Origin of the sequence: Pseudomonas sp. CCC4.1 (assembly GCF_035019225.1) — a bacterium.
GTDB classification, from domain to species: domain Bacteria; phylum Pseudomonadota; class Gammaproteobacteria; order Pseudomonadales; family Pseudomonadaceae; genus Aquipseudomonas; species Aquipseudomonas bubulae.
Genome location: NZ_JASJWL010000006.1, coordinates 108,737 through 129,423, shown reverse-complemented (window position 1 = coordinate 129,423; position 20,687 = coordinate 108,737). Strand labels below are relative to the sequence as shown.

The window sequence follows — 20,687 nt, the reverse complement described above, 5'->3', positions numbered from 1 at the left end:
AGATGTGTATAAGAGATTTTTCCAAGGTGTTGGGGCCGTTCACTGTCGGGGCGGGGGCCAAGGTCGGTTCCAATGCGGTTGTGACCAAGGCTGTGCCGCCGGGCGCGACCGTAGTGGGTATTCCGGGGCGCATCATTATCAAGAATGACGATGAAACCGAGGCCAAGCGCAAGGCAATGGCTGAGAAAATCGGTTTTGACGCATACGGTGTCAGTGAAGATATGCCGGATCCGGTGGCGCGGGCCATTGGCCAGTTGCTGGATCATCTGCAGGCGGTCGATGGCAAGCTGGATGGTATGTGTGGCGCGCTCAAGGATTTGGGCAGCCCTTACTGTGCGAAAGAGCTGCCTGAGCTGCGCGAAGAAGACTTCGCCTGCGTCAAGGGCAAGGACGAAAGCACGGCGGTCTAGATTCTGGGTGCTGTGGGAGCGAGCCTGCTCGCGATGGCGCCATCGCGAGCAAACCCGCTGCCACAAGATGTGTGTCATGTGCCATTACGCCGCAGACCCTGCTACAATGCGCGCGCTCTTTTGCGGGTAATCCCGACTAAAGTACTAGGTCTAATAGTTGACTTAAATAGTCGGGAATAGCATACTCGCTTCCATTCCGAATTCCGTGGTACCTGTCCATGAGACTGACTACAAAAGGCCGTTACGCCGTAACTGCAATGCTCGATTTGGCGTTGCACGCACAGCACGGGCCGGTGTCCCTGGCCGATATTTCCGAGCGCCAAGGCATCTCGCTTTCCTACCTTGAGCAACTGTTTGCCAAATTGCGCCGCAGCAGCCTGGTTTCCAGTGTGCGTGGCCCGGGTGGCGGCTATCAGCTGTCACGCGACATGCAGGGCATCCAGGTAGCTCAGGTGATCGATGCCGTGAACGAGTCCGTCGATGCCACGCGTTGCCAGGGCCTTGGCGACTGCCATGCCGGCGACACCTGCCTGACCCACCACCTGTGGTGCGACCTCAGCCTGCAAATACACGATTTTCTCAGCGGTATCAGCTTGGCTGACCTTGTCACTCGCCGTGAGGTACAAGAAGTAGCCCAGCGTCAGGATCAGCGCCGCTGTAATGGCAAGGCGCCGCACCTGGATAAGATCGAAGCGTCCGCCGTCGAGTGATTGCATAAAAACGACGGTGCGCCAGCCAGCCTGATTTAGGAGATAGTCCATGAAGTTGCCAATTTACCTCGATTACTCAGCCACTACCCCGGTTGATCCGCGTGTTGCTCAAAAAATGAGCGACTGCTTGCTGGTTGACGGGAACTTCGGTAACCCGGCTTCGCGCTCTCACGTGTTCGGCTGGAAAGCTGAAGAAGCGGTTGAGAACGGGCGTCGTCAGGTTGCTGACCTGGTTAACGCTGACCCCCGTGAAATTGTCTGGACCTCCGGTGCGACCGAGGCCAACAACCTGGCAATCAAAGGTGCAGCGCACTTCTATGCCACCAAGGGCAAGCACCTGATCACCGACAAGATCGAGCACAAGGCCGTTCTCGACACCATGCGTCAGCTTGAGCGTGAAGGCTTTGAAGTGACCTATATCGAGCCGGGCACCGATGGCCTGGTAACGCCGGCCATGGTTGAAGCCGCGATGCGCGACGACACCATCCTGGTTTCGATCATGCACGTGAACAACGAAATCGGCACCATCAACGATATCGCTGCCATTGGTGAGCTGACTCGCTCGCGCGGCGTGTTGTTCCATGTTGATGCGGCACAGTCCACCGGCAAGGTTGAAATCGACCTGGCCAAGCTGAAGGTCGACATGATGTCGTTCTCGGCGCACAAAACCTACGGCCCTAAAGGCATCGGCGCACTGTACGTAAGCCGCAAGCCTCGGGTGCGTATTGAAGCAGCCATGCACGGCGGCGGTCACGAGCGCGGCATGCGTTCGGGTACCCTGGCCACCCACCAGATCGTGGGCATGGGCGAAGCGTTCCAGATCGCCAAAGAAGAAATGGCTGCAGAGAACATCCGTATCAAGGCGTTGAGCGACCGTTTCTTCAAGCAGGTTGAACACCTTGAAGAACTGTACGTCAACGGCAGCATGGTCCACCGCGTTCCGCACAACCTGAACCTGAGCTTCAACTACGTTGAAGGCGAGTCGCTGATCATGGCGCTCAAGGATCTGGCTGTGTCGTCCGGTTCGGCCTGTACTTCTGCTTCCCTCGAGCCGTCCTACGTATTGCGCGCCCTGGGCCGCAATGACGAGCTGGCTCACAGCTCCATCCGCTTTACCTTCGGCCGTTTCACCACCGAAGAAGAAATCGATTACGCCGCGCAGAAGGTTTGCGAGGCTGTTACCAAGCTGCGCGCCCTGTCGCCGCTGTGGGACATGTACAAAGACGGCATCGACATCTCGAAAATCGAATGGGCGGCGCACTAACAATTTAAGTCGCCGTAAGTAGACGCTGTAAGCGCAGCGAACAGCAGCTTTTACAGCGTCTCAAGAGCGACTCTCTGATGAGTGAGGATTAGTACCATGGCTTACAGCGAAAAGGTCATCGACCACTACGAAAACCCGCGCAACGTCGGCAAGATGAACGCGGAAGACCCGGATGTCGGCACCGGCATGGTCGGCGCCCCTGCGTGCGGCGACGTAATGCGCCTGCAAATCAAGGTCAACGAGCAGGGCATCATTGAAGATGCCAAGTTCAAGACCTATGGTTGCGGTTCGGCAATCGCTTCCAGCTCCCTGGCGACCGAGTGGATGAAAGGCAAGACTCTGGATGAAGCAGAGACCATCAAGAACACTCAGCTGGCTGAAGAACTGGCTTTGCCGCCGGTAAAAATTCACTGCTCGGTACTCGCTGAAGACGCCATCAAGGCTGCTGTTCGCGATTACAAGCAGAAGAAAGGTTTGATCTGATCCGTACTGCTTGCGCCCGCAAGTGGCGCAGGCAAGGTGAAGAAACTGGCAAATGGTAAGGAGTCACGATGGCTATCAGCATGACAGAAGCGGCTGCGCGACACATTCGCCGCTCCCTTGATGGGCGCGGCAAAGGTGAGGGGATTCGTCTGGGTGTTCGCACCACGGGCTGTTCCGGTCTTGCCTATGTGCTGGAGTTTGTCGATGAAGTAGGTGAAGAAGACCAGGTCTTCGAAACCCATGGCGAAAAAGTGATCATTGATCCGAAAAGCCTGACCTATCTTGACGGCACCGAACTGGATTTCGTCAAGGAAGGCCTCAATGAGGGCTTCAAGTTCAATAACCCTAACGTGCGCGGTGAATGTGGCTGCGGCGAAAGCTTCAATATCTGAGGCTGATCGTGGGTACTCCTTGTCATTTTGCTTTGTTTGAGCTGCAACCGGGTTTCAATTTGGACCTCGATCAGCTGGCTGTGCGCTATCGAGAGCTGGCGCGTGGTGTTCACCCGGATCGGTTTGCCGATGCTTCCGAGCGCGAGCAGCGCCTGGCGCTGGAGCAGTCCGCCAGCCTCAATGAGGCCTACCAGACGCTCAAAAGCCCTGCCAAGCGTGCGCGTTACCTGCTTGCGCTGAAGGGGGGCGAGTTGCCGCTGGAAGTCACGGTGCACGATCCCGAGTTCCTGATGCAGCAGATGCAGTGGCGCGAAGAACTTGAAGATTTGCATGACAGCGCCGATATGGCCGGTATTGCAGCATTCAAGCGTCGACTGAAAGTCGCTCAGGAACACCTGAACGACAGCTTCGCAGCGTGTTGGGATGATGCTGCGCAGCGTGAGCAGGCTGAACGCCTGATGCGCCGCATGCAGTTCCTCGACAAGCTAACTTACGAAGTGCGCCAGCTAGAAGAGCGCCTCGACGATTAACTCCGTGCTTCCCTGATGGCACGCCTGATTACAGATAAGTCCTGATTACGATGGCCCTACTGCAGATCGCCGAACCCGGCCAAAGTCCTCAACCGCACCAGCGACGTCTGGCTGTGGGGATCGACTTGGGCACTACCAATTCGCTGGTCGCTGCTTTACGCAGCGGCCTTTCCGAGCCTCTGGCCGACGCCAATGGCAATGTCATTTTGCCGTCTGCCGTGCGCTATCACGCTGATCGCGTCGAGGTAGGCGAGTCGGCACGTCTGGCAGCCTCCAGCGACCCGTTCAATACCGTGCTGTCGGTCAAACGCTTGATGGGACGTGGTCTGTCCGACGTCAAGCAGTTGGGCGAGCAGTTGCCTTACCGCTTTGTCGGCGGTGAGTCGCACATGCCGTTTATTGACACGGTGCAAGGCCCTAAAAGCCCGGTTGAAGTGTCTGCCGAAATCTTGAAGGTGCTGCGTGAGCGCGCCGAAAAGACCCTGGGTGGTGAATTGGTGGGGGCGGTGATTACGGTCCCGGCCTATTTCGATGACGCTCAGCGCCAGGCCACTAAAGACGCGGCCAAACTGGCTGGTCTGAATGTGCTGCGCCTGCTCAATGAGCCGACAGCGGCCGCCGTGGCCTATGGCCTGGACCAGTCGGCTGAAGGCGTGGTGGCTATCTATGATCTGGGTGGGGGTACGTTCGATATCTCGATCCTGCGCCTGACCGGCGGTGTGTTTGAAGTCTTGGCTACCGGCGGCGACAGCGCGCTGGGTGGCGATGACTTCGATCATGCGATTGCCAGCTGGATGGTCGAGCAGGCCGGATTGTCTGCCGACCTTGATCCAGGCACGCAGCGCACCTTGCTGCAGGCTGCCTGCGCTGCAAAAGAAGCGCTGACCGATGCGTCCTCGGTGACGGTTGCCTTTGGTGGCTGGCAGTCCGAGCTGACCCGTGAAGCCTTCGACGCCATGATCGAGCCAATGGTTGCGCGCAGCCTCAAGGCTTGTCGCCGTGCTGTGCGCGACGCCAATATCGAGATTGAAGACGTCCAGGCCGTCGTCATGGTGGGTGGTTCGACCCGTGTACCTCGTGTGCGTGAAGCGGTGGCTCAGATGTTTGGTCGCGAGCCCCTGACCGATATCGACCCGGATCAAGTGGTTGCCATTGGTGCTGCGATCCAGGCCGATACCCTGGCCGGCAACAAGCGCGATGGCGGCGAACTGCTTCTGCTTGATGTGATTCCGTTGTCCCTTGGTCTGGAGACCATGGGTGGCTTGATGGAAAAGGTTATTCCGCGCAACACCACGATTCCGGTGGCGCGCGCGCAGGACTTCACCACCTATAAAGATGGTCAGACGGCCATGATGATTCATGTGCTGCAGGGTGAGCGCGAGCTGATCAGCGATTGCCGCTCCCTGGCGCGCTTTGAATTGCGTGGCATCCCGCCGATGGTGGCCGGTGCCGCAAAAATTCGCGTGACCTTCCAGGTCGATGCCGACGGTTTGCTCAGTGTGTCGGCCCGCGAGCTGGGTTCAGGTGTTGAAGCCAATATCCAGGTCAAGCCTTCCTACGGCCTGACCGACGGCGAAATCGCCAAAATGCTCAAGGATTCGTTCCAGTACGCCAGCGACGACAAGGTCGCCCGCGTATTGCGCGAGCAGCAGGTGGATGCCCAGCGTCTGATCGAGGCCGTGCAAGCAGCCCTCGAAGTCGATGGCGAGCGTTTGCTGGATGCCGAAGAGCGCATGGTGATCGAGCTGCAGATGCAGGAACTGTCCGAATTGTTGAAAGGCACCGATGGTTACGCCATCGAGCAGCAGACCAAGCGTCTGTCGCAAGTGACCGATGCCTTTGCAGCCCGTCGCATGGACTTGACCGTCAAGGCCGCTTTGTCGGGTCGCAACCTGAATGAAATCGAGGAATAACTGATGCCGCAGATCATTTTTCTGCCACACGCCGAGCACTGCCCGGACGGTATGGTTGTAGAGGCTGAGACCGGCAAGACCATTCTCGAAGTGGCCCACGACAACCACATTGAAATCGAAAGTGCCTGCGGTGGTGTTTGTGCCTGCACCACTTGTCATTGCGTGATTCGCGAGGGTTTCGACTCGTTGAACGAAGCTGACGAGCTGGAAGAGGACTATCTTGATAGAGCATGGGGTCTGGAAGCGACTTCGCGCCTGAGCTGTCAGGCCCGCGTTGGTACTGAAGACATCACCGTCGAGATTCCGAAATACTCGCTCAACCATGCTGCCGAAGCGCCGCACTGATAAGGAATTGGCATGAGCCTTAAATGGGTTGATGTACAGGAAATCGCGATCCAGCTGGCTGAAGCTCACCCGGATGTCGATCCGCTCTCGGTGAATTTCGTCACGCTGCGCAATCTGGTCATGGCGCTGCCGGAGTTCGACGATATCCCTGATCGCGGCGGAGAGAAGGTGCTCGAAGCCATTCAGGGTTTGTGGATCGAAGAAGCCGACTAAGCTTGCAACGCACGTAATTATGCAATACCCAAGAACCCGCGTATAATTCGCGGGTTTAATTTTTCGCTTAAATCACTGTTTCTGGAGTTACACCATGGCTGTTCAACGTACTTTCTCCATCATCAAGCCTGACGCCGTTGCTAAAAACGTTATCGGCAAGATCGTTACCCGTTTCGAAGACGCTGGCCTGAAGGTTGTAGCTTCCAAACTGAAGCAACTGTCCAAAGCTGAAGCTGAAGGCTTCTACGCTGAGCACAGCGAGCGCGGCTTCTTCGGCGACCTGGTTGCTTTCATGATCTCCGGTCCTGTTGTTGTTCAGGTTCTGGAAGGCGAAAACGCTATCGCTCTGAACCGCGAGCTGATGGGCGCTACCAACCCTAAAGAAGCAGCTGCCGGCACTATCCGTGCTGATTTCGCTGAATCCATCGACGCAAACGCTGTTCACGGTTCCGACTCTGAAGCCGCTGCTGCTCGTGAAATCTCGTACTTTTTCGCAGCTACTGAAGTAACCACTCGCTAAGTATTGGCTTGTGAGTGAGGGTGAAGACATGATTGCAACGACTGGCAAAACCAACCTGTTGGGTTTGACTCAACCGGAAATGGAGAAATTCTTCGACTCAATCGGGGAGAAGCGTTTCCGTGCCGGTCAGGTCATGAAGTGGATTCACCACTTTGGCGTCGATGATTTCGACGCCATGACTAACGTCAGCAAGGCCTTGCGCGACAAGCTCAAGGCCATTGCTGAGGTTCGTGGACCCGAAGTCGTCAGCGAGGACATCTCCAGCGATGGCACCCGTAAGTGGGTGGTACGCGTAGAGTCCGGCAGCTGCGTCGAGACCGTTTATATTCCCTCGGGCAAACGTGGCACCCTGTGCGTTTCGTCCCAGGCTGGCTGTGCCCTGGACTGCAGTTTCTGCTCCACCGGCAAGCAAGGCTTCAACAGCAACCTCACCGCCGCCGAAGTGATTGGCCAGGTGTGGATTGCCAACAAATCCTTTGGCAGCGTTCCGGCAACCATCGACCGCGCCATCACCAACGTGGTGATGATGGGCATGGGCGAACCGCTGCTGAACTTCGACAATGTCATTTCTGCCATGCACCTGATGATGGATGACCTGGGCTACGGCATCTCCAAGCGCCGTGTCACCCTGTCTACCTCCGGCGTGGTGCCGATGATCGATGAGCTGGCCAAGCACATTGACGTTTCGCTGGCATTGTCGCTGCACGCACCTAACGACGAACTGCGTAGTCAATTGGTGCCGATCAACAAGAAGTACCCGCTGGCCATGCTGCTTGATTCCTGCCGTCGCTATATGGCGACCCTGGGCGAAAAGCGCGTGCTGACCGTTGAGTACACCTTGCTCAAGGATGTGAACGACCATGTCGATCACGCCCGAGAAATGATCGAGCTGCTTAAAGACACACCGTGCAAGATCAACCTGATCCCGTTCAATCCGTTCCCGCATTCTGGCTATGAGCGCCCGAGCAACAATGCCATTCGCCGTTTCCAGGAGCTGTTGCAGCAGGCTGGCTACAACGTGACCGTGCGCACCACCCGTGGTGAAGACATCGATGCGGCGTGCGGGCAGCTGGTAGGTCAGGTCAATGACCGTACCCGCCGCAGTTCGCGCCTGATCGCGGCGCGTGAGCTGAGTGCTGACGCCGATACAGCGCAAAACGCTGCCTCTGCGCCCTGAGAGAGGACATCCATGATCCTGCGCGCTGCGCTCCCGGTCGTTTTGCTCAGCTTTTTGGCTGGCTGCGTGTCATCGGGCGATTCAAGCCCGATGGCTGGCGACAAAGGGCGTAACGAGGCGCGTCAGGCTTATGTTCAGCTGGGTCTGGGCTATTTGCAGCAAGGGATGACCGAACAGGCCAAAGTCCCTTTGCGCAAGGCCCTTGAACTCGACAAGACCGACCCGGACACCAACGCCGCACTGGCCTTGGTGTTTCAGGCCGAAATGGAGTTTGCCCTGGCCGAGCAGGCATTCCGTACCGCGTTGAACGGTCGGCCTGCTGATGCCCGGATCCTCAATAATTACGGCAGTTTCCTGTTTGAGCGTCAGCGCTATCAGGAGGCCAGCGTGCAGTTTCAAAAGGCGGCAGCAGACAACCTTTATCCGGAACGCTCCCGCATCTACGAAAATCTGGGTATAACGTCACTTGAGTTGGGGCAACCTGAAGCGGGGCGCCAGCAGCTTGAAAAAGCACTGCGCCTGAACCCTCGACAACCCCGTGCGTTGCTTGAAATGGCCGAGATGGCTTATCAGGACAAACAATATGTAACGGCGCGTGACTTTTACGATCGTTTTAGCCTGCTTAGCGGGCAAAATGCACGTAGTCTATTGCTCGGTGCGCGACTGGCGAGTGTTTTCGATGACCGCACCCCAACTGCCAACCATGGCCAGCAACTAAAACGACTCTATCCCGGCACGCCGGAATATCAGCAATACCTGTCGGAGCAATGATGAAAGCGGCGCAACCCGAAGTTCTAGCAGCGACTCGTGTCAATCCCGGTGAGACTCTGCGTCAGGCCCGTGAAAACAATGGCTGGACGCTGGCTGAAGTCGCCTTGAAACTCAATCTCACGGCCAGCTCCCTGAGCAACCTTGAAACGGGCGCGTTCGACAAACTGCCTGGGCATACCTTTGCCCGGGGCTATATCCGGGCCTATGCCAAATTGCTGGGTATGGACCAGGCCGCCCTTGTGCGTGAATTTGACCTGTACACCGGCACTGATGCCAACGGCAGCAACGTGCACAGCCTGGGTCGCATAGAAGAGCCGGTGCGCGTGTCGCATACCATTTTGCGTATCGTCAGCCTGTTGCTGTTGATCGCCGTGGTCGGAGGCGGTTTTATCTGGTGGCAAGACCAGACGTCCATGCGCGCCAAAGACCTGATTGGTCTTGCTCCGGAACACGTCGAAGTCGAAGGGGCTGACGGCACAACCCGCATCCACCCGCTGGACGAACCTGAAGATCAGGCAGTAGCCGAGGCCAAGGCCGAAGGCGAAACACCTCTGGCGGCCGAATCGGCGCCGGAGCAGGGCGCGACCACGGCACTGGCACTGCCGGGTGCTCCCACTGCCGAGCCCCAGGCACCCGTTGCCGTTCCGGTACAGCCAGTACCTGCTGCTGTTGCGCCAGTTGCGCCAGTAGTGGCACCTGTTACGTCCACCGCGCCTGCGCCCGACACTGCCGCCTCGGTTGCTGGTGCTGGCAAAGTGAGCGTGCAATACACCGCTGATTGCTGGACTCAAGTGACCGACGGCACGGGCAAAGTGCTGTTTGGTGGCTTGAAGCGCAAGGGCGAAAATCTAGAAGTGAGCGGCAAGCCACCCCTGAGCTTGCGCCTGGGCTATGCCCGCGGTGCCCAGGTCAGCTATAACGGCCAGCCTGTGGATGTCGCTCCTTTCACCAGTGGCGAGACTGCTCGTCTGAAGTTGGGTCAATAAGTCATGCACGGCGAATCACCAATCAAACGTCGCGAATCGCGCAAAATCTGGGTCGGTAATGTACCTGTAGGTGGCGATGCCCCTATTGCTGTGCAGAGCATGACCAACAGTGACACCAATGACGTCGCTGCAACCGTTGCGCAAATCAACCGCCTGGAAGCCGCGGGTGTCGATATCGTGCGGGTTTCCGTGCCGGATATGGACGCAGCCGAGGCTTTTGGCCGGATCAAGCAACTGGTCAAGGTGCCATTGGTCGCCGACATTCACTTCGATTACCGCATCGCCCTGCGCGTTGCAGAGTTGGGTGTGGACTGCCTGCGCATCAACCCGGGCAACATCGGTCGCGAAGACCGTGTGCGGGCGGTGGTTGATGCAGCCCGCGATCGCGGTATTCCGATCCGAATCGGCGTCAACGCCGGTTCCCTGGAAAAAGACCTGCAAAAAAAATACGGCGAACCGACGCCTGCCGCCCTGGTCGAATCGGCACTGCGCCACGTTGAGCACCTTGAACGCCTGAATTTCAAGGACTTCAAGGTCAGCGTAAAGGCCTCCGACGTGTTTATGGCGGTTGAAGCCTACCGCCTGCTGGCCAAGGAAATCGTCCAGCCGCTGCATCTGGGCATTACCGAAGCCGGTGGTTTGCGTTCAGGCACAGTGAAATCTGCCGTGGGCCTAGGTATGCTGCTCGCCGAAGGAATTGGCGATACCATCCGCATCTCCCTGGCAGCAGACCCGGTTGAGGAAGTAAAAGTCGGTTACGACATCCTCAAGTCCTTGCACCTGCGCTCGCGCGGCATCAACTTTATCGCGTGCCCGAGCTGCTCGCGGCAGAACTTCGACGTGGTGAAAACCATGAACGAACTTGAAGTTCGCCTCGAAGACCTGCTGGTGCCGCTGGATGTTGCCGTGATCGGTTGTGTGGTCAATGGCCCTGGCGAAGCCAAGGAAGCCCATGTGGGGCTCACCGGTGGTACACCCAACCTGATTTACATCGACGGCAAGCCGTCGCAGAAACTGACGAATGACAATCTGGTGGATGAGCTCGAAAGACTGATCCGGCAGAAGGCGGCCGAAAAGGTCGAAGCTGACGCAGCCGTTATCGCGCGCGGCTAACCAGACGAATAAAGGATTTATTGTGAGCAAGTCTTTGCAAGCCATTCGTGGCATGAACGACATCCTGCCGGAGCAGACGCCTCTGTGGCGCTACTTCGAGAGCAAGGTTTCGCGTTTGCTGGATAACTACGGTTACAAGCAGATCCGCATGCCAATCGTCGAATTCACCGAGCTGTTCAAACGCTCGATCGGTGAAGTGACCGATATCGTCGAAAAAGAGATGTACACCTTCGAGGACCGCAACGGCGATTCGCTGACGCTGCGTCCTGAGGGAACTGCGGCGTGCGTGCGTGCGGTGCTTGAGCACGGCATCACCGGTGGTGGCCAGGTGCAAAAACTCTGGTACATCGGCCCGATGTTCCGTCACGAGCGCCCGCAAAAAGGCCGTTATCGCCAGTTCCACCAGATTGGCGTCGAGGTGTTCAACCTTGATGGTCCGGACATCGATGCCGAACTGATCGTGCTGACCTGGCGCCTGTGGGGCGAGCTCGGTATCCGCGATGCGGTTAAGCTCGAACTCAACAGCCTGGGCACCAGCGAAGCCCGTGCGCGCTATCGTGCGGCCCTGGTCGAGTATTTGTCCTCGCGTCTGAGCGAACTTGACGAAGACAGCCAGCGTCGCCTCAAGTCCAACCCGTTGCGTGTGCTCGACACCAAGAACGCCGATACCCAGGCGGTTCTGGTGGATGCACCGAAACTGGTGGACTACCTGGACGATGAGTCCCGCGTGCATTTCGAGGGCCTCAAGGCTCGCCTCGATGCCGCCGGCATCCCGTACACGATAAACCCGAAGCTGGTTCGTGGCCTGGACTACTACAGCAAGACCGTATTTGAATGGGTAACCGACAAACTGGGCGCCCAGGGCACCGTGTGTGCGGGCGGTCGTTATGATGGCCTGGTCGAGCAGATGGGCGGCAAGCCTACTGCCGGTGTCGGTTTTGCCATGGGCATCGAGCGCCTGATCCTGCTGCTCGAAACCCTTGAGCAGATCCCCGAAGAAATCGCACGTCAGGTCGATGTTTACCTGTGTGCTTTCGGCGAAGCCGCCGAACTGGCAGCCCTGGCTTTGAGCGAACGCGTTCGTGATCAACTGCCAAACCTGCGCCTGCAGATCAATGCCGGTGCGGGCAGCTTCAAAAGCCAGTTCAAAAAGGCTGACAAGAGCGGTGCACTGTTTGCGCTGATCCTGGGTGACGACGAATTGGCCCAGCAAGTGGTAGGTGTAAAACCCCTGCGTGGCCAGGGCGAACAACAAACGATTGCCTGGGATGCTCTAGCCGAGCACTTGGCCACCTGCATCGTGCAGGGTTGAAGCTGCAAAACAGCCGATTTAGCGAATAAGGAGTGTTGGGGTGTCGAGTAACGAAGATGATCAGCTGGGCGAGTTGAAAGACTGGTGGCAGCGCAACGGCAAACCCCTGCTGACTGGCGGCTTGCTTGCGCTGGTAGTGGTGTCCGGCTGGCAGCTCTGGCACAAATATCAGGCGAATCAGTCGCAAGGTGCGTCGGTTCTCTACCAACAATTGCTTGAAACCACGCTCACCCCTGACGGCAAGCCGGATGTGGCCCGCGTGGCGGATCTGGCCAACAAGCTGAAAAGTGAATACGCAGGCACTGCCTATTCGCAATTTGGCGGCCTGTTTGTGGCCAAGGTGGCGGTGGACAACGGCAAGCTTGATGACGCGGCTACCGAGCTGAAAGTCATTGTCGACAAGCCGGCCAATGCCACTCTGGGCGAAGTGGCGCGTCAGCGTCTGGCTCAGGTACTGGCCGCACAGGGCAAGGTTGACGATGCCCTGAAGCTGCTGGAAGGCGACTCGGACAAGGCATTCCTGGCCAGCCGTGAAGAACTCAAGGGCGACCTGCTGGTGCAGCAGGGCCGTACTGACGATGCGCGTGCAGCCTACGAGAAGGCCAAGGCCGGATTGTCGGATGAAGCAGCAGTAGGCGGCTTGCAAATCAAGCTCGATGACCTGGCCAAAGGGGATGCGTGACGTGATGCGATGGAAACATGCAGCATTGCTGGCTCTGGTCGTTTTGGCCGCGGGTTGCAGCAGCAACAGCAAAAAAGAATTGCCACCGGCGGAGCTGACCGACTTCAAAGAAGAAGTCGTGCTGCAAAAGCAGTGGAGCCGCTCGATCGGTGACGGTCAGGGCAAAACCTACAACATGCTGGTTCCGGCTGTTGAAGGCAATAATATCTACGCTGCTGACGTAACGGGCGTGGTGATGTCTCTGGACCGCATGAACGGCGACGTTGAGTGGAAAAAAGACCTCGATCTGCCTGTTTCCGGCGCAGTTGGCCTGGGCTATGGCCTGGTCATGCTTGGCACCTTGCAAGGTGACGTGATTGCCCTGGATTCCAGCACAGGCGAAGAAAAATGGCGCTCTCGCGTTAACAGCGAAGTGCTTGCACCTCCTGCGACCAACGGTGATGTGGTGGTGGTACAGACTCAGGACGATCGTCTGATCGGTCTGGATGCTGACACCGGCAATCAGCGCTGGACGTATGACAGCACGCCGGGCGTGCTGACCCTGCGTGGTACGGGGGCGCCACTGGTGACCAATCACCTGGCCATCGGCGGTTTGTCGACCGGTAAAGTGGTCGCCCTGGATACCCGCAACGGCGTGCCTGTGTGGGAGCAACGTGTTGCCATCCCGCAGGGTCGCTCCGAGCTTGAACGCATTGTCGATATCGACGGTGGCCTGCTGTTGTCTGGCGGTACACTGTACGTCGCCAGCTACCAGGGCCGCATGGCGGCACTGGACATGGAATCGGGTCGCGTGCTCTGGCAGCGTGATGCTTCCAGCTATGCAGGTGTCGCCCAAGGTTTCGGCAGCGTCTACGTCAGCCTGGCGTCGGGCACTGTAGAAGGCGTTGACGAGCGTTCGACCACCTCGCTGTGGAGCAATGATGCTCTGGCACGCCGCCAATTGTCGGCTCCAGAGGTCTTCTCCAGCTATGTGGCAGTCGGTGACATGGAAGGCTATCTGCACCTGCTCAGCCAGGTCGATGGTCGTTTCGTGGGCCGTACCCGTGTTGACAGTGATGGCCTTCGGGCACGTCCGCTGGTGGTCGGTGACATGATTTACGTGTTTGGTAACAGCGGCAAACTGGAAGCCCTGACCATTCGCTAAGGCGTCTATGCTTGAGGCTCTAGGGCCTCGGGCAGCCTTGCTCTGGCAAGGTTTGCGGCACATTTGTGCTGTTCCGAACTCTGGCCGCTGCCTTGCAGCGGCTTTTGTATTTTCTGAAATAACGAAGTGGAGAGCCGCATGGTTCCCGTAATCGCCCTGGTGGGCCGACCAAACGTCGGCAAGTCCACCTTGTTCAACCGCCTGACCAGGACTCGTGACGCCATCGTCGGCGACTTGTCCGGTCTGACCCGTGATCGCCAATACGGTGAGGCCAAGTGGCAAGGGCGTTCCTACATTCTGGTCGACACCGGCGGTATCTCCGGTGACGAGCACGGTATGGACGAAAAAATGGCCGAGCAGTCGCTGCTGGCCATCGAAGAAGCTGACGTCGTTCTGTTCCTGGTAGATGCAAAGGCGGGTTTCACTGCCGCTGACCAGATGATCGGCGAACACCTTCGCAAACGTAACAAGCGCTCCTACGTGGTGGCCAACAAGGTCGACAACATCGACCCGGACATGGCTCGCGCCGAGTTCGCGCCGCTGGGTATGGGCGATGCAATCCCGATCGCCGGTGCCCATGGCCGTGGTATCACGCAGATGCTGGAAATTGCCCTGAGCAACTTCCCGCGTGACGAAGAAGAGCCGGAAGACGGCGAAGAAGAAGTTGTTCTCGAAGGTGAGGAAGCCAAGCGCATTCCGGGCCCTAGCGAAAAAGACGGCATCAAGATCGCAATCATCGGTCGCCCGAACGTCGGTAAATCGACCCTGGTTAACCGCATGCTTGGTGAAGACCGGGTAATCGTCTATGACCAACCGGGTACCACTCGCGACAGTATCTACATCCCGTTCGAGCGTAACGACGAGAAGTACACGCTGATCGACACCGCCGGTGTGCGCAAGCGCGGCAAGATCCACGAAGAAGTTGAAAAATTCTCCGTGGTCAAAACCCTGCAAGCGATCAAAGACGCCAACGTGGTGATCTTTGTGATGGACGCCCGTGAAGGCGTGGTTGACCACGACCTCAACCTGTTGGGCTTTGCCCTGGAGGCCGGTCGGGCTCTGGTTATCGCGATCAACAAGTGGGACGGCATGACCCCTAGCGAGCGCGAGTTCGTCAAGGTCGAGTTGACCCGTCGCCTGTTCTTCGTCGACTTCGCCGATATCCACTTTATCTCGGCGCTGCACGGCACTGGCGTGGGCAACCTGTACCAGTCGGTGCAAAACTCCTTCAAGTCGGCGGTTACCCGCTGGCCGACCAACCGCCTGACCCAGATTCTGGAAGATGCGGTTAGCGAGCACGCGCCACCGATGGTCAACAGCCGCCGGATCAAGCTGCGTTATGCCCACTTGGGTGGTGCCAACCCGCCGATTATCGTGATTCACGGTAACCAGGTTGAGAAGGTGCCGAAGTCTTACGTCCGTTATCTCGAAAACACCTACCGTCGCGTCTTGAAGCTGGTCGGTACGCCGATCCGCATCGAGTTCAAAGGTGGCGAGAACCCGTACGAAGGCAACAAGAACTCGCTGACCGACCGTCAGGTCAACAAGAAACGTCGCATGATGTCGCACCACAAGAAAGCCGAGAAAAATCGCAAAGACAAGCGCTAACCGCGCAAGCTCAAAGCGTAATGAGAAAGGGTCCGAAAGGACCCTTTTTCGTGTCAGGCGTTTGGGCTATCCTCGGTGGGTCCTGTGCCGCAGTCAGTGCCGGGAACTCAACAGGGAACGGCCATGATCACCAGCAAGTTGCCGAACGTCGGCACCACCATCTTCACGCGCATGTCGCAGCTCGCGGCAGAAACCGGCGCACTCAACCTGTCTCAGGGGTTCCCTGACTTCGATGGCCCGCAGGCGTTGCGTGATGCAGTTGGCCAGCACATTGCCAGTGGCCATAACCAGTACTCCCCAATGACCGGCCTGCCTGCGTTGCGTCAGCAAGTGGCGGCCAAGATCGCCCGTAGCTATGGCGCACAGGTGGATGCTGACACTGAAGTGACCATCACCCCCGGCGCTACCCAGGCTATTTTCTGCGCCATTCAGGCCGTGATTCATGCTGGCGATGAAGTCATTGTGTTTGATCCGTGCTACGACAGCTACGAGCCTTCGGTCGAACTGGCGGGTGGCCGTTGTGTGCATGTGCAGTTGGGGCTGAATGACTTTTCGATAGACTGGCAAAAGCTTGAAGATGCGCTGAGCCCGCGCACGCGCATGATCATTCTCAACAGCCCGCACAACCCCAGTGGTGCCTTGATCAGCCGTGCCGAGCTTGACCAGTTGGCCCGCCTGATTGCTGATCGGGATATCTACCTCATCAGCGATGAGGTGTACGAACACCTGGTGTTCGATGGCGTGCCCCATGTCAGTGTTTTGTCCCATCCTGAACTGTACGATCGTGCATTCGTGGTCAGCTCTTTCGGCAAGACGTATCACGTTACGGGCTGGAAAACCGGTTATGTCGTGGCACCGCCGGCTCTGACCGCCGAATTGCGCAAGGTTCACCAGTACGTCAGTTTTTGCGGGGTCACTCCCCTGCAATATGCATTGGCTGACTTTATGAGTGCCCACCCCGAGCACGTTGAAGAGTTGCCCGGGTTTTATCAGGCCAAGCGAGACCTGTTTTGTGATTTGCTGAACCCATCGCGTTTTACTTTCAAACCGGTGGCAGGGACGTATTTCCAGTTGGTGGATTACTCCCGAATTCGTCCGGACCTCAATGATGTCGACATGGCGGTGTGGCTGACCCGTGAGCATGGTGTAGCCACCATTCCGGTGTCGGTGTTCTACCAGGCCCCGCCCGCAGGGCAACGGCTGGTTCGACTGTGTTTTGCCAAACGCGAGGAGACGCTGCGTGAAGCAGCAGAGAAACTATGCGTAATCTAAAGGGATTACCCGATTTAAACGTAGCGCTGGTGCAAACCACGCTGGCCTGGCATGACCGTCAGGCCAACTTCGATCATTTCGACGAGCTGCTCGAGCAGGCTGTTGGCGCTGACCTGGTGGTCTTGCCTGAGATGTTCACCACCGGCTTCAGCATGGAGTCCAGTACCCTTGCTGAGCCCGAGAGCGGCCCGACCACCGAGTGGCTGCGCAAGCAGGCACAAAGGCTCAATGCCGTGGTGACGGGCAGCGTGATTGTGCTCGCGGCGGATGGCAGCCACCGTAACCGCCTGTTGTGGGCGCGTCCGGATGGCGAAGTGCTGCATTATGACAAACGCCACCTGTTCCGAATGGCCGGTGAGCATGAGCATTTCACTCCGGGTGAGCGTCAGGTCCAGTTTGAGGTCAAGGGCTGGCGTGTTCGCCCGCTGATTTGCTATGACCTGCGCTTCCCGGTGTGGAGCTGCGACCCCCATGATACCGACCTGTTGCTGTACACCGCCAACTGGCCGGGTGCGCGGCGGTTGCACTGGAACCGTTTGCTGCCGGCGCGGGCCATCGAAAACCTGTGTTATGTCGCGGCGGTGAACCGGGTGGGCACGGACGGCAAAGGTCTGGTGTATACCGGGGACAGTCATATCCTCGATTTTCAGGGCGAGTCGCTGCTCAGTGCAGGGGAGGCGGATGGCGTATTTACCATGAGCCTGAATGCGGGCGAATTGGGTGCTTACCGCGAGCGCTTCCCGGCCAACCTGGATGCGGACAGTTTTGATCTGCGCTGATTTGTAGAAGCAGTTATCAGCTTGTGTGTACGACGTAAACCTGTGGGAGCGTGGCTTGCCCGCGATGGCATCACCGCGGTCTGCCTGCCAAATCGCGCCGCCTGAATCGCGAGCAAGCCCGCTTCCACAGGGGCTGGTGATTGCCGGTCATGATGCAATAAAAAGCCCCCAGGGTTCTCACCTTGGGGGCTTTTGCGTTTCAGGCCAACGTTTACGCGGCTTTCGCCTCGGCTTCGCTCAGGGAACGGTTCAGAGCGCTGAACAATGCCTTGAAGCTTGCCGTGGTGATGTTTTCATCAATGCCCACGCCATGCACGGCTCGGCCGCCATTGACCCGCAACTCTATATAAGCCGCAGCCTTGGCGTTGGTGCCAGCACCAATCGCATGCTCGTTGTAGTCCATTATTTCGGCATTGACCGGCAGGCCGGCTACCAGTGCTTCCAGCGCGCCGTTGCCTTTGCCGCTCCAGCGCAGATTGGTTTCGCCGTCGCCTTTGGCCGAGACTTCGACTTCGACCGCACTGTGACCGTTCTCTTCCTGCAAGCGATGGCTGACCAGCGCGTAAGGAGTGTTGGCCTGCAAGTACTCGGTGCGCAGCAAGCTGTGAATCTGCTGAGCAGTCATTTCCAGGCCCAGACGGTCAGTTTCGCGTTGTACCACCTGGCTGAATTCGATCTGCATCCGGCGCGGCAAGCTGATGCCGTATTCCTGCTCCAGCAGGTAAGCGATCCCGCCTTTGCCCGACTGGCTGTTAACCCGAATCACGGCTTCGTAGCTGCGACCGATATCCGCCGGGTCGATCGGCAAGTACGGCACTTCCCACAGGGCGTCCGGTTTCTGCTGGGCGAAGCCTTTGCGGATGGCGTCCTGGTGCGAACCGGAGAACGCGGTGTGCACCAGGTCGCCCACATACGGGTGACGCGGGTGCACCGGGATCTGGTTGCACTCTTCGACAACCTTGCGCACGCCATCGATATCGGAGAAGTCCAGCTGCGGATCCAGGCCCTGGGTGTACATGTTCAGGGCCACGGTCACCAGGTCGACGTTACCGGTCCGTTCGCCGTTACCGAACAGGCAGCCTTCAACACGATCGGCGCCAGCCATCAGGCCCAGCTCGGTGGCGGCTACACCGGTGCCACGGTCGTTGTGGGTGTGCAGGCTGATCAGCACGCTGTCACGGCGATTGATATTGCGGCCGAACCATTCGATCTGGTCGGCGTAGATATTCGGCGTCGCGCACTCAACGGTGGCAGGCAAGTTGAGGATCATCTTGTGCTCAGGCGTCGGGTTCCACACTTCGATTACCGCGTCACACACTTCCTTGGCGAACTCCAGTTCGGTGGCGCTGAAGGTCTCTGGCGAGTATTCGAACGTCCAGTGGGTTTCGGGCTGCTGAGCGGCGTATTTGACGAACAGCTTCGCCGCGCTGACCGCGATTTCCTTGATGCCGTCCTTGTCCTGGTTGAACACGATGCGGCGGAAAGCAGGGCAAGTGGCGTTGTACAGGTGGACGATGGCTTTTTTCGCGCCGCGCAGCGATTCGAAGGTGCGGGCGATCAAGTCTTCGCGGCCCTGGGTCAGCACCTGGATGGTGGTGTCGTCCGGTATATGGCCGTCTTCGATCAGGGTGCGGACAAAGTCAAAGTCGGTTTGCGATGCCGCCGGGAACGATGCCTCGATTTCTTTAACGCCTACGCTGACCAGGGTTTTCCAGAATCGCAGCTTCTTTACCGCATCCATCGGCTCGATCAGCGACTGGTTACCGTCGCGCAAATCGGAACTGCACCAGATTGGCGCCTGGGTGATGGTTTTCGACGGCCAGGTACGGTCGGGCAAGTCAATGACCGGGAAGGCGCGGTATTTGGAAGAAGGGTCTTTGAGCATGGTCATCAGGCAATCCTTTTTATGCGAGCCGGTCATTGAGGAGGCGGCTAGCCGAAGAAATATAAAGCAGAAGGCGAGGCACCGCGACTAGCGTTGCAGTCGTGCACTGACGAGGCAAAGGCTGCGGTGTTGACGAAGCAGAATGAGGACGTGAGGTGTGTTCATAGGCTCAACCCTAACCATTGGCGGGAAAGATGGCAAGCCTATAAAAAATATTGAGATAAATGCTCGAAAAGACAAGATATGCGCGTTTTTATAGCGCATATTAATTTTTGACTTGCTCTGGATTGCGTGGTTTAAAGGGAGGGCATGCCTTGCGTGCTACAGGGGGTTTCCCCTTTCTGGGCGCTTCTCAGGGAGTGAAGGCACCAATGAAAATCGCCGGATCAACCCGCGCATCATTGAGGCTGACGTTCCAGTGCATATGCGGGCCCGTGGCGCGGCCTGTCGAGCCGACCTTGCCCACCACATCGCCGCGGGCCAGTTGCTGGCCGACCTTGGTGTCGATCTTCGACATATGGCAGAACATGCTGATAAAGCCCTGGCCGTGGTCGACAAACACCGTGTTGCCATTGAAGAAGTAATTGCCGATCAGGATTACCTTGCCCGCTGCCGGGGTCTTGATCGGCGTGCCAGCAGGTACGGCGAAGTCGAGACCGGCGTGAGGGTTGCGCTCTTCGCCATTGAAGAAGCGGCGCACGCCGAACTTGCTCGACAGCGGGCCATTGACCGGTTTGTCCAGCAACAGGTTGCTCGGCGTGTTGGGGCTGAAGGTGCGGTAGGCCTTGATCTGGATCGCCAGCTCGTTGTCGATGCGCTTGATATCGGCCGGGTCGGGATTGACCTGACGCTTGTTTTTCAAGGTGATGTGTTGCTCGGGGTATTTTTTGCTGCCCACCGCAAAGCTCAGGTTGCGCCCGCCGGAGGTGATCTGCTGGCTACCGGGTTTGACCGTCAACGGGATGCCGACAATCGCCCGCCAGGTGTCCTGTTCCTTGATCACCATGACCGGCTTGCCGTCATAGCTGGCCTTGGGCGCCTGGGCGCCGCTGCCCAGCTCAATCACGGCCACCCCTCCGGGCACCGGTTTGTTCAGCAGGCGGGTGATATAGCTGTCAGCCGCCTGAGCATTGAAAGTCAGGCACAGCAACAGCACGGCAGAGAAAAAACGTGGCATT

At 58.1% G+C, this 20,687-nt stretch carries 21 protein-coding genes and 1 pseudogene; 20 read left to right on the top strand and 2 right to left on the bottom strand.

Annotated elements, in window-relative coordinates; all coding sequences use genetic code 11:
• The 20 genes and pseudogenes from QN377_RS04435 to QN377_RS04340 form a co-directional block, all read left to right on the top strand.
• Positions 1–410: pseudogene (locus QN377_RS04435) on the top strand (serine O-acetyltransferase); the annotation flags it as partial.
• Between the two features lie 218 nt (positions 411–628).
• On the top strand, positions 629–1,120 hold the full coding sequence (gene iscR / locus QN377_RS04430; RefSeq protein ID WP_003443378.1) for a Fe-S cluster assembly transcriptional regulator IscR: 492 nt from the start codon (positions 629–631) through the stop codon (positions 1,118–1,120).
• A gap of 49 nt (positions 1,121–1,169) precedes the next feature.
• Positions 1,170–2,384, top strand: coding sequence for an IscS subfamily cysteine desulfurase (locus QN377_RS04425; RefSeq protein ID WP_019823684.1), 1,215 nt, complete (start codon positions 1,170–1,172; stop codon positions 2,382–2,384).
• Between the two features lie 96 nt (positions 2,385–2,480).
• Entirely contained in the window at positions 2,481–2,867 is a 387-nt protein-coding gene (gene iscU / locus QN377_RS04420; protein WP_007929523.1) for a Fe-S cluster assembly scaffold IscU, read from the top strand.
• A gap of 68 nt (positions 2,868–2,935) precedes the next feature.
• Positions 2,936–3,259: an iron-sulfur cluster assembly protein IscA gene (gene iscA, locus QN377_RS04415; protein ID WP_016779604.1), complete on the top strand. Its 324-nt coding sequence runs from the start codon at positions 2,936–2,938 to the stop codon at positions 3,257–3,259.
• An 8-nt stretch (positions 3,260–3,267) separates the two neighbouring features.
• Positions 3,268–3,789, top strand: coding sequence for a co-chaperone HscB (hscB, locus tag QN377_RS04410; protein WP_095001470.1), 522 nt, complete (start codon positions 3,268–3,270; stop codon positions 3,787–3,789).
• Between the two features lie 50 nt (positions 3,790–3,839).
• Complete coding sequence (gene hscA, locus QN377_RS04405) at positions 3,840–5,702, top strand: Fe-S protein assembly chaperone HscA (protein ID WP_095018332.1); 1,863 nt, start codon at positions 3,840–3,842, stop codon at positions 5,700–5,702.
• Positions 5,703–5,705: 3 nt separating this feature from the next.
• Positions 5,706–6,047, top strand: coding sequence for an ISC system 2Fe-2S type ferredoxin (fdx, locus tag QN377_RS04400; RefSeq protein WP_003443365.1), 342 nt, complete (start codon positions 5,706–5,708; stop codon positions 6,045–6,047).
• A gap of 12 nt (positions 6,048–6,059) precedes the next feature.
• The gene (gene iscX / locus QN377_RS04395; RefSeq protein ID WP_016779607.1) at positions 6,060–6,260 is read left to right on the top strand and encodes a Fe-S cluster assembly protein IscX; all 201 of its coding nucleotides are present in this window, start codon (positions 6,060–6,062) and stop codon (positions 6,258–6,260) included.
• Between the two features lie 94 nt (positions 6,261–6,354).
• Entirely contained in the window at positions 6,355–6,780 is a 426-nt protein-coding gene (ndk, locus tag QN377_RS04390; RefSeq protein WP_016779608.1) for a nucleoside-diphosphate kinase, read from the top strand.
• 28 nt (positions 6,781–6,808) lie between these two features.
• Entirely contained in the window at positions 6,809–7,957 is a 1,149-nt protein-coding gene (rlmN, locus tag QN377_RS04385; RefSeq protein ID WP_095001468.1) for a 23S rRNA (adenine(2503)-C(2))-methyltransferase RlmN, read from the top strand.
• A 12-nt stretch (positions 7,958–7,969) separates the two neighbouring features.
• On the top strand, positions 7,970–8,728 hold the full coding sequence (pilW, locus tag QN377_RS04380) for a type IV pilus biogenesis/stability protein PilW (protein WP_095018333.1): 759 nt from the start codon (positions 7,970–7,972) through the stop codon (positions 8,726–8,728).
• Positions 8,728–9,714: a RodZ domain-containing protein gene (locus tag QN377_RS04375; protein WP_095018334.1), complete on the top strand. Its 987-nt coding sequence runs from the start codon at positions 8,728–8,730 to the stop codon at positions 9,712–9,714. Before pilW ends, QN377_RS04375 begins: the two co-directional genes overlap by 1 nt.
• A gap of 3 nt (positions 9,715–9,717) precedes the next feature.
• On the top strand, positions 9,718–10,827 hold the full coding sequence (gene ispG / locus QN377_RS04370) for a flavodoxin-dependent (E)-4-hydroxy-3-methylbut-2-enyl-diphosphate synthase (RefSeq protein ID WP_086795918.1): 1,110 nt from the start codon (positions 9,718–9,720) through the stop codon (positions 10,825–10,827).
• Between the two features lie 22 nt (positions 10,828–10,849).
• Positions 10,850–12,139, top strand: a complete 1,290-nt coding sequence (gene hisS, locus QN377_RS04365) for a histidine--tRNA ligase (RefSeq protein ID WP_095018335.1) — start codon at positions 10,850–10,852, stop codon at positions 12,137–12,139.
• Between the two features lie 40 nt (positions 12,140–12,179).
• Positions 12,180–12,821, top strand: a complete 642-nt coding sequence (locus tag QN377_RS04360) for a tetratricopeptide repeat protein (protein ID WP_095001464.1) — start codon at positions 12,180–12,182, stop codon at positions 12,819–12,821.
• Positions 12,814–13,965: an outer membrane protein assembly factor BamB gene (gene bamB, locus QN377_RS04355; protein WP_095018336.1), complete on the top strand. Its 1,152-nt coding sequence runs from the start codon at positions 12,814–12,816 to the stop codon at positions 13,963–13,965. Before QN377_RS04360 ends, bamB begins: the two co-directional genes overlap by 8 nt.
• 138 nt (positions 13,966–14,103) lie before the next feature.
• A complete protein-coding gene (gene der / locus QN377_RS04350; RefSeq protein WP_016779615.1) occupies positions 14,104–15,573 on the top strand; it encodes a ribosome biogenesis GTPase Der in 1,470 nt (489 codons plus the stop codon).
• A gap of 123 nt (positions 15,574–15,696) precedes the next feature.
• Positions 15,697–16,845 carry a pyridoxal phosphate-dependent aminotransferase gene (locus tag QN377_RS04345; protein ID WP_095024169.1) on the top strand — a complete coding sequence of 383 codons (1,149 nt, stop codon included), beginning with the start codon at positions 15,697–15,699 and terminating at the stop codon, positions 16,843–16,845.
• Positions 16,833–17,624: an amidohydrolase gene (locus QN377_RS04340; RefSeq protein WP_095020376.1), complete on the top strand. Its 792-nt coding sequence runs from the start codon at positions 16,833–16,835 to the stop codon at positions 17,622–17,624. Before QN377_RS04345 ends, QN377_RS04340 begins: the two co-directional genes overlap by 13 nt.
• Before the next feature lie 211 nt (positions 17,625–17,835).
• Here QN377_RS04340 and leuA read toward each other — a convergent pair whose 3' ends face one another.
• Together leuA and QN377_RS04330 are read right to left on the bottom strand one after the other, a co-directional pair.
• Positions 17,836–19,515, bottom strand: coding sequence for a 2-isopropylmalate synthase (leuA, locus tag QN377_RS04335; RefSeq protein ID WP_095026022.1), 1,680 nt, complete (start codon positions 19,513–19,515; stop codon positions 17,836–17,838).
• A 346-nt stretch (positions 19,516–19,861) separates the two neighbouring features.
• A complete protein-coding gene (locus QN377_RS04330; RefSeq protein ID WP_322213461.1) occupies positions 19,862–20,686 on the bottom strand; it encodes a peptidoglycan DD-metalloendopeptidase family protein in 825 nt (274 codons plus the stop codon).
• Position 20,687 lies beyond the last annotated feature (1 nt).

Bases quoted from the DNA above. Each gene is read 5' to 3' on its own strand.
- iscR (WP_003443378.1), top strand. From the start codon at position 629: ATGAGACTGACTACAAAAGGCCGTTACGCCGTAACTGCAATGCTCGAT.
- QN377_RS04425 (WP_019823684.1), top strand. From the start codon at position 1,170: ATGAAGTTGCCAATTTACCTCGATTACTCAGCCACTACCCCGGTTGAT.
- iscU (WP_007929523.1), top strand. From the start codon at position 2,481: ATGGCTTACAGCGAAAAGGTCATCGACCACTACGAAAACCCGCGCAAC.
- iscA (WP_016779604.1), top strand. From the start codon at position 2,936: ATGGCTATCAGCATGACAGAAGCGGCTGCGCGACACATTCGCCGCTCC.
- hscA (WP_095018332.1), top strand. From the start codon at position 3,840: ATGGCCCTACTGCAGATCGCCGAACCCGGCCAAAGTCCTCAACCGCAC.
- fdx (WP_003443365.1), top strand. From the start codon at position 5,706: ATGCCGCAGATCATTTTTCTGCCACACGCCGAGCACTGCCCGGACGGT.
- iscX (WP_016779607.1), top strand. From the start codon at position 6,060: ATGAGCCTTAAATGGGTTGATGTACAGGAAATCGCGATCCAGCTGGCT.
- ndk (WP_016779608.1), top strand. From the start codon at position 6,355: ATGGCTGTTCAACGTACTTTCTCCATCATCAAGCCTGACGCCGTTGCT.
- rlmN (WP_095001468.1), top strand. From the start codon at position 6,809: ATGATTGCAACGACTGGCAAAACCAACCTGTTGGGTTTGACTCAACCG.
- pilW (WP_095018333.1), top strand. From the start codon at position 7,970: ATGATCCTGCGCGCTGCGCTCCCGGTCGTTTTGCTCAGCTTTTTGGCT.
- QN377_RS04375 (WP_095018334.1), top strand. From the start codon at position 8,728: ATGAAAGCGGCGCAACCCGAAGTTCTAGCAGCGACTCGTGTCAATCCC.
- ispG (WP_086795918.1), top strand. From the start codon at position 9,718: ATGCACGGCGAATCACCAATCAAACGTCGCGAATCGCGCAAAATCTGG.
- bamB (WP_095018336.1), top strand. From the start codon at position 12,814: ATGCGTGACGTGATGCGATGGAAACATGCAGCATTGCTGGCTCTGGTC.
- der (WP_016779615.1), top strand. From the start codon at position 14,104: ATGGTTCCCGTAATCGCCCTGGTGGGCCGACCAAACGTCGGCAAGTCC.
- QN377_RS04345 (WP_095024169.1), top strand. From the start codon at position 15,697: ATGATCACCAGCAAGTTGCCGAACGTCGGCACCACCATCTTCACGCGC.
- QN377_RS04340 (WP_095020376.1), top strand. From the start codon at position 16,833: ATGCGTAATCTAAAGGGATTACCCGATTTAAACGTAGCGCTGGTGCAA.
- leuA (WP_095026022.1), bottom strand. From the start codon at position 19,515: ATGACCATGCTCAAAGACCCTTCTTCCAAATACCGCGCCTTCCCGGTC.
- QN377_RS04330 (WP_322213461.1), bottom strand. From the start codon at position 20,686: ATGCCACGTTTTTTCTCTGCCGTGCTGTTGCTGTGCCTGACTTTCAAT.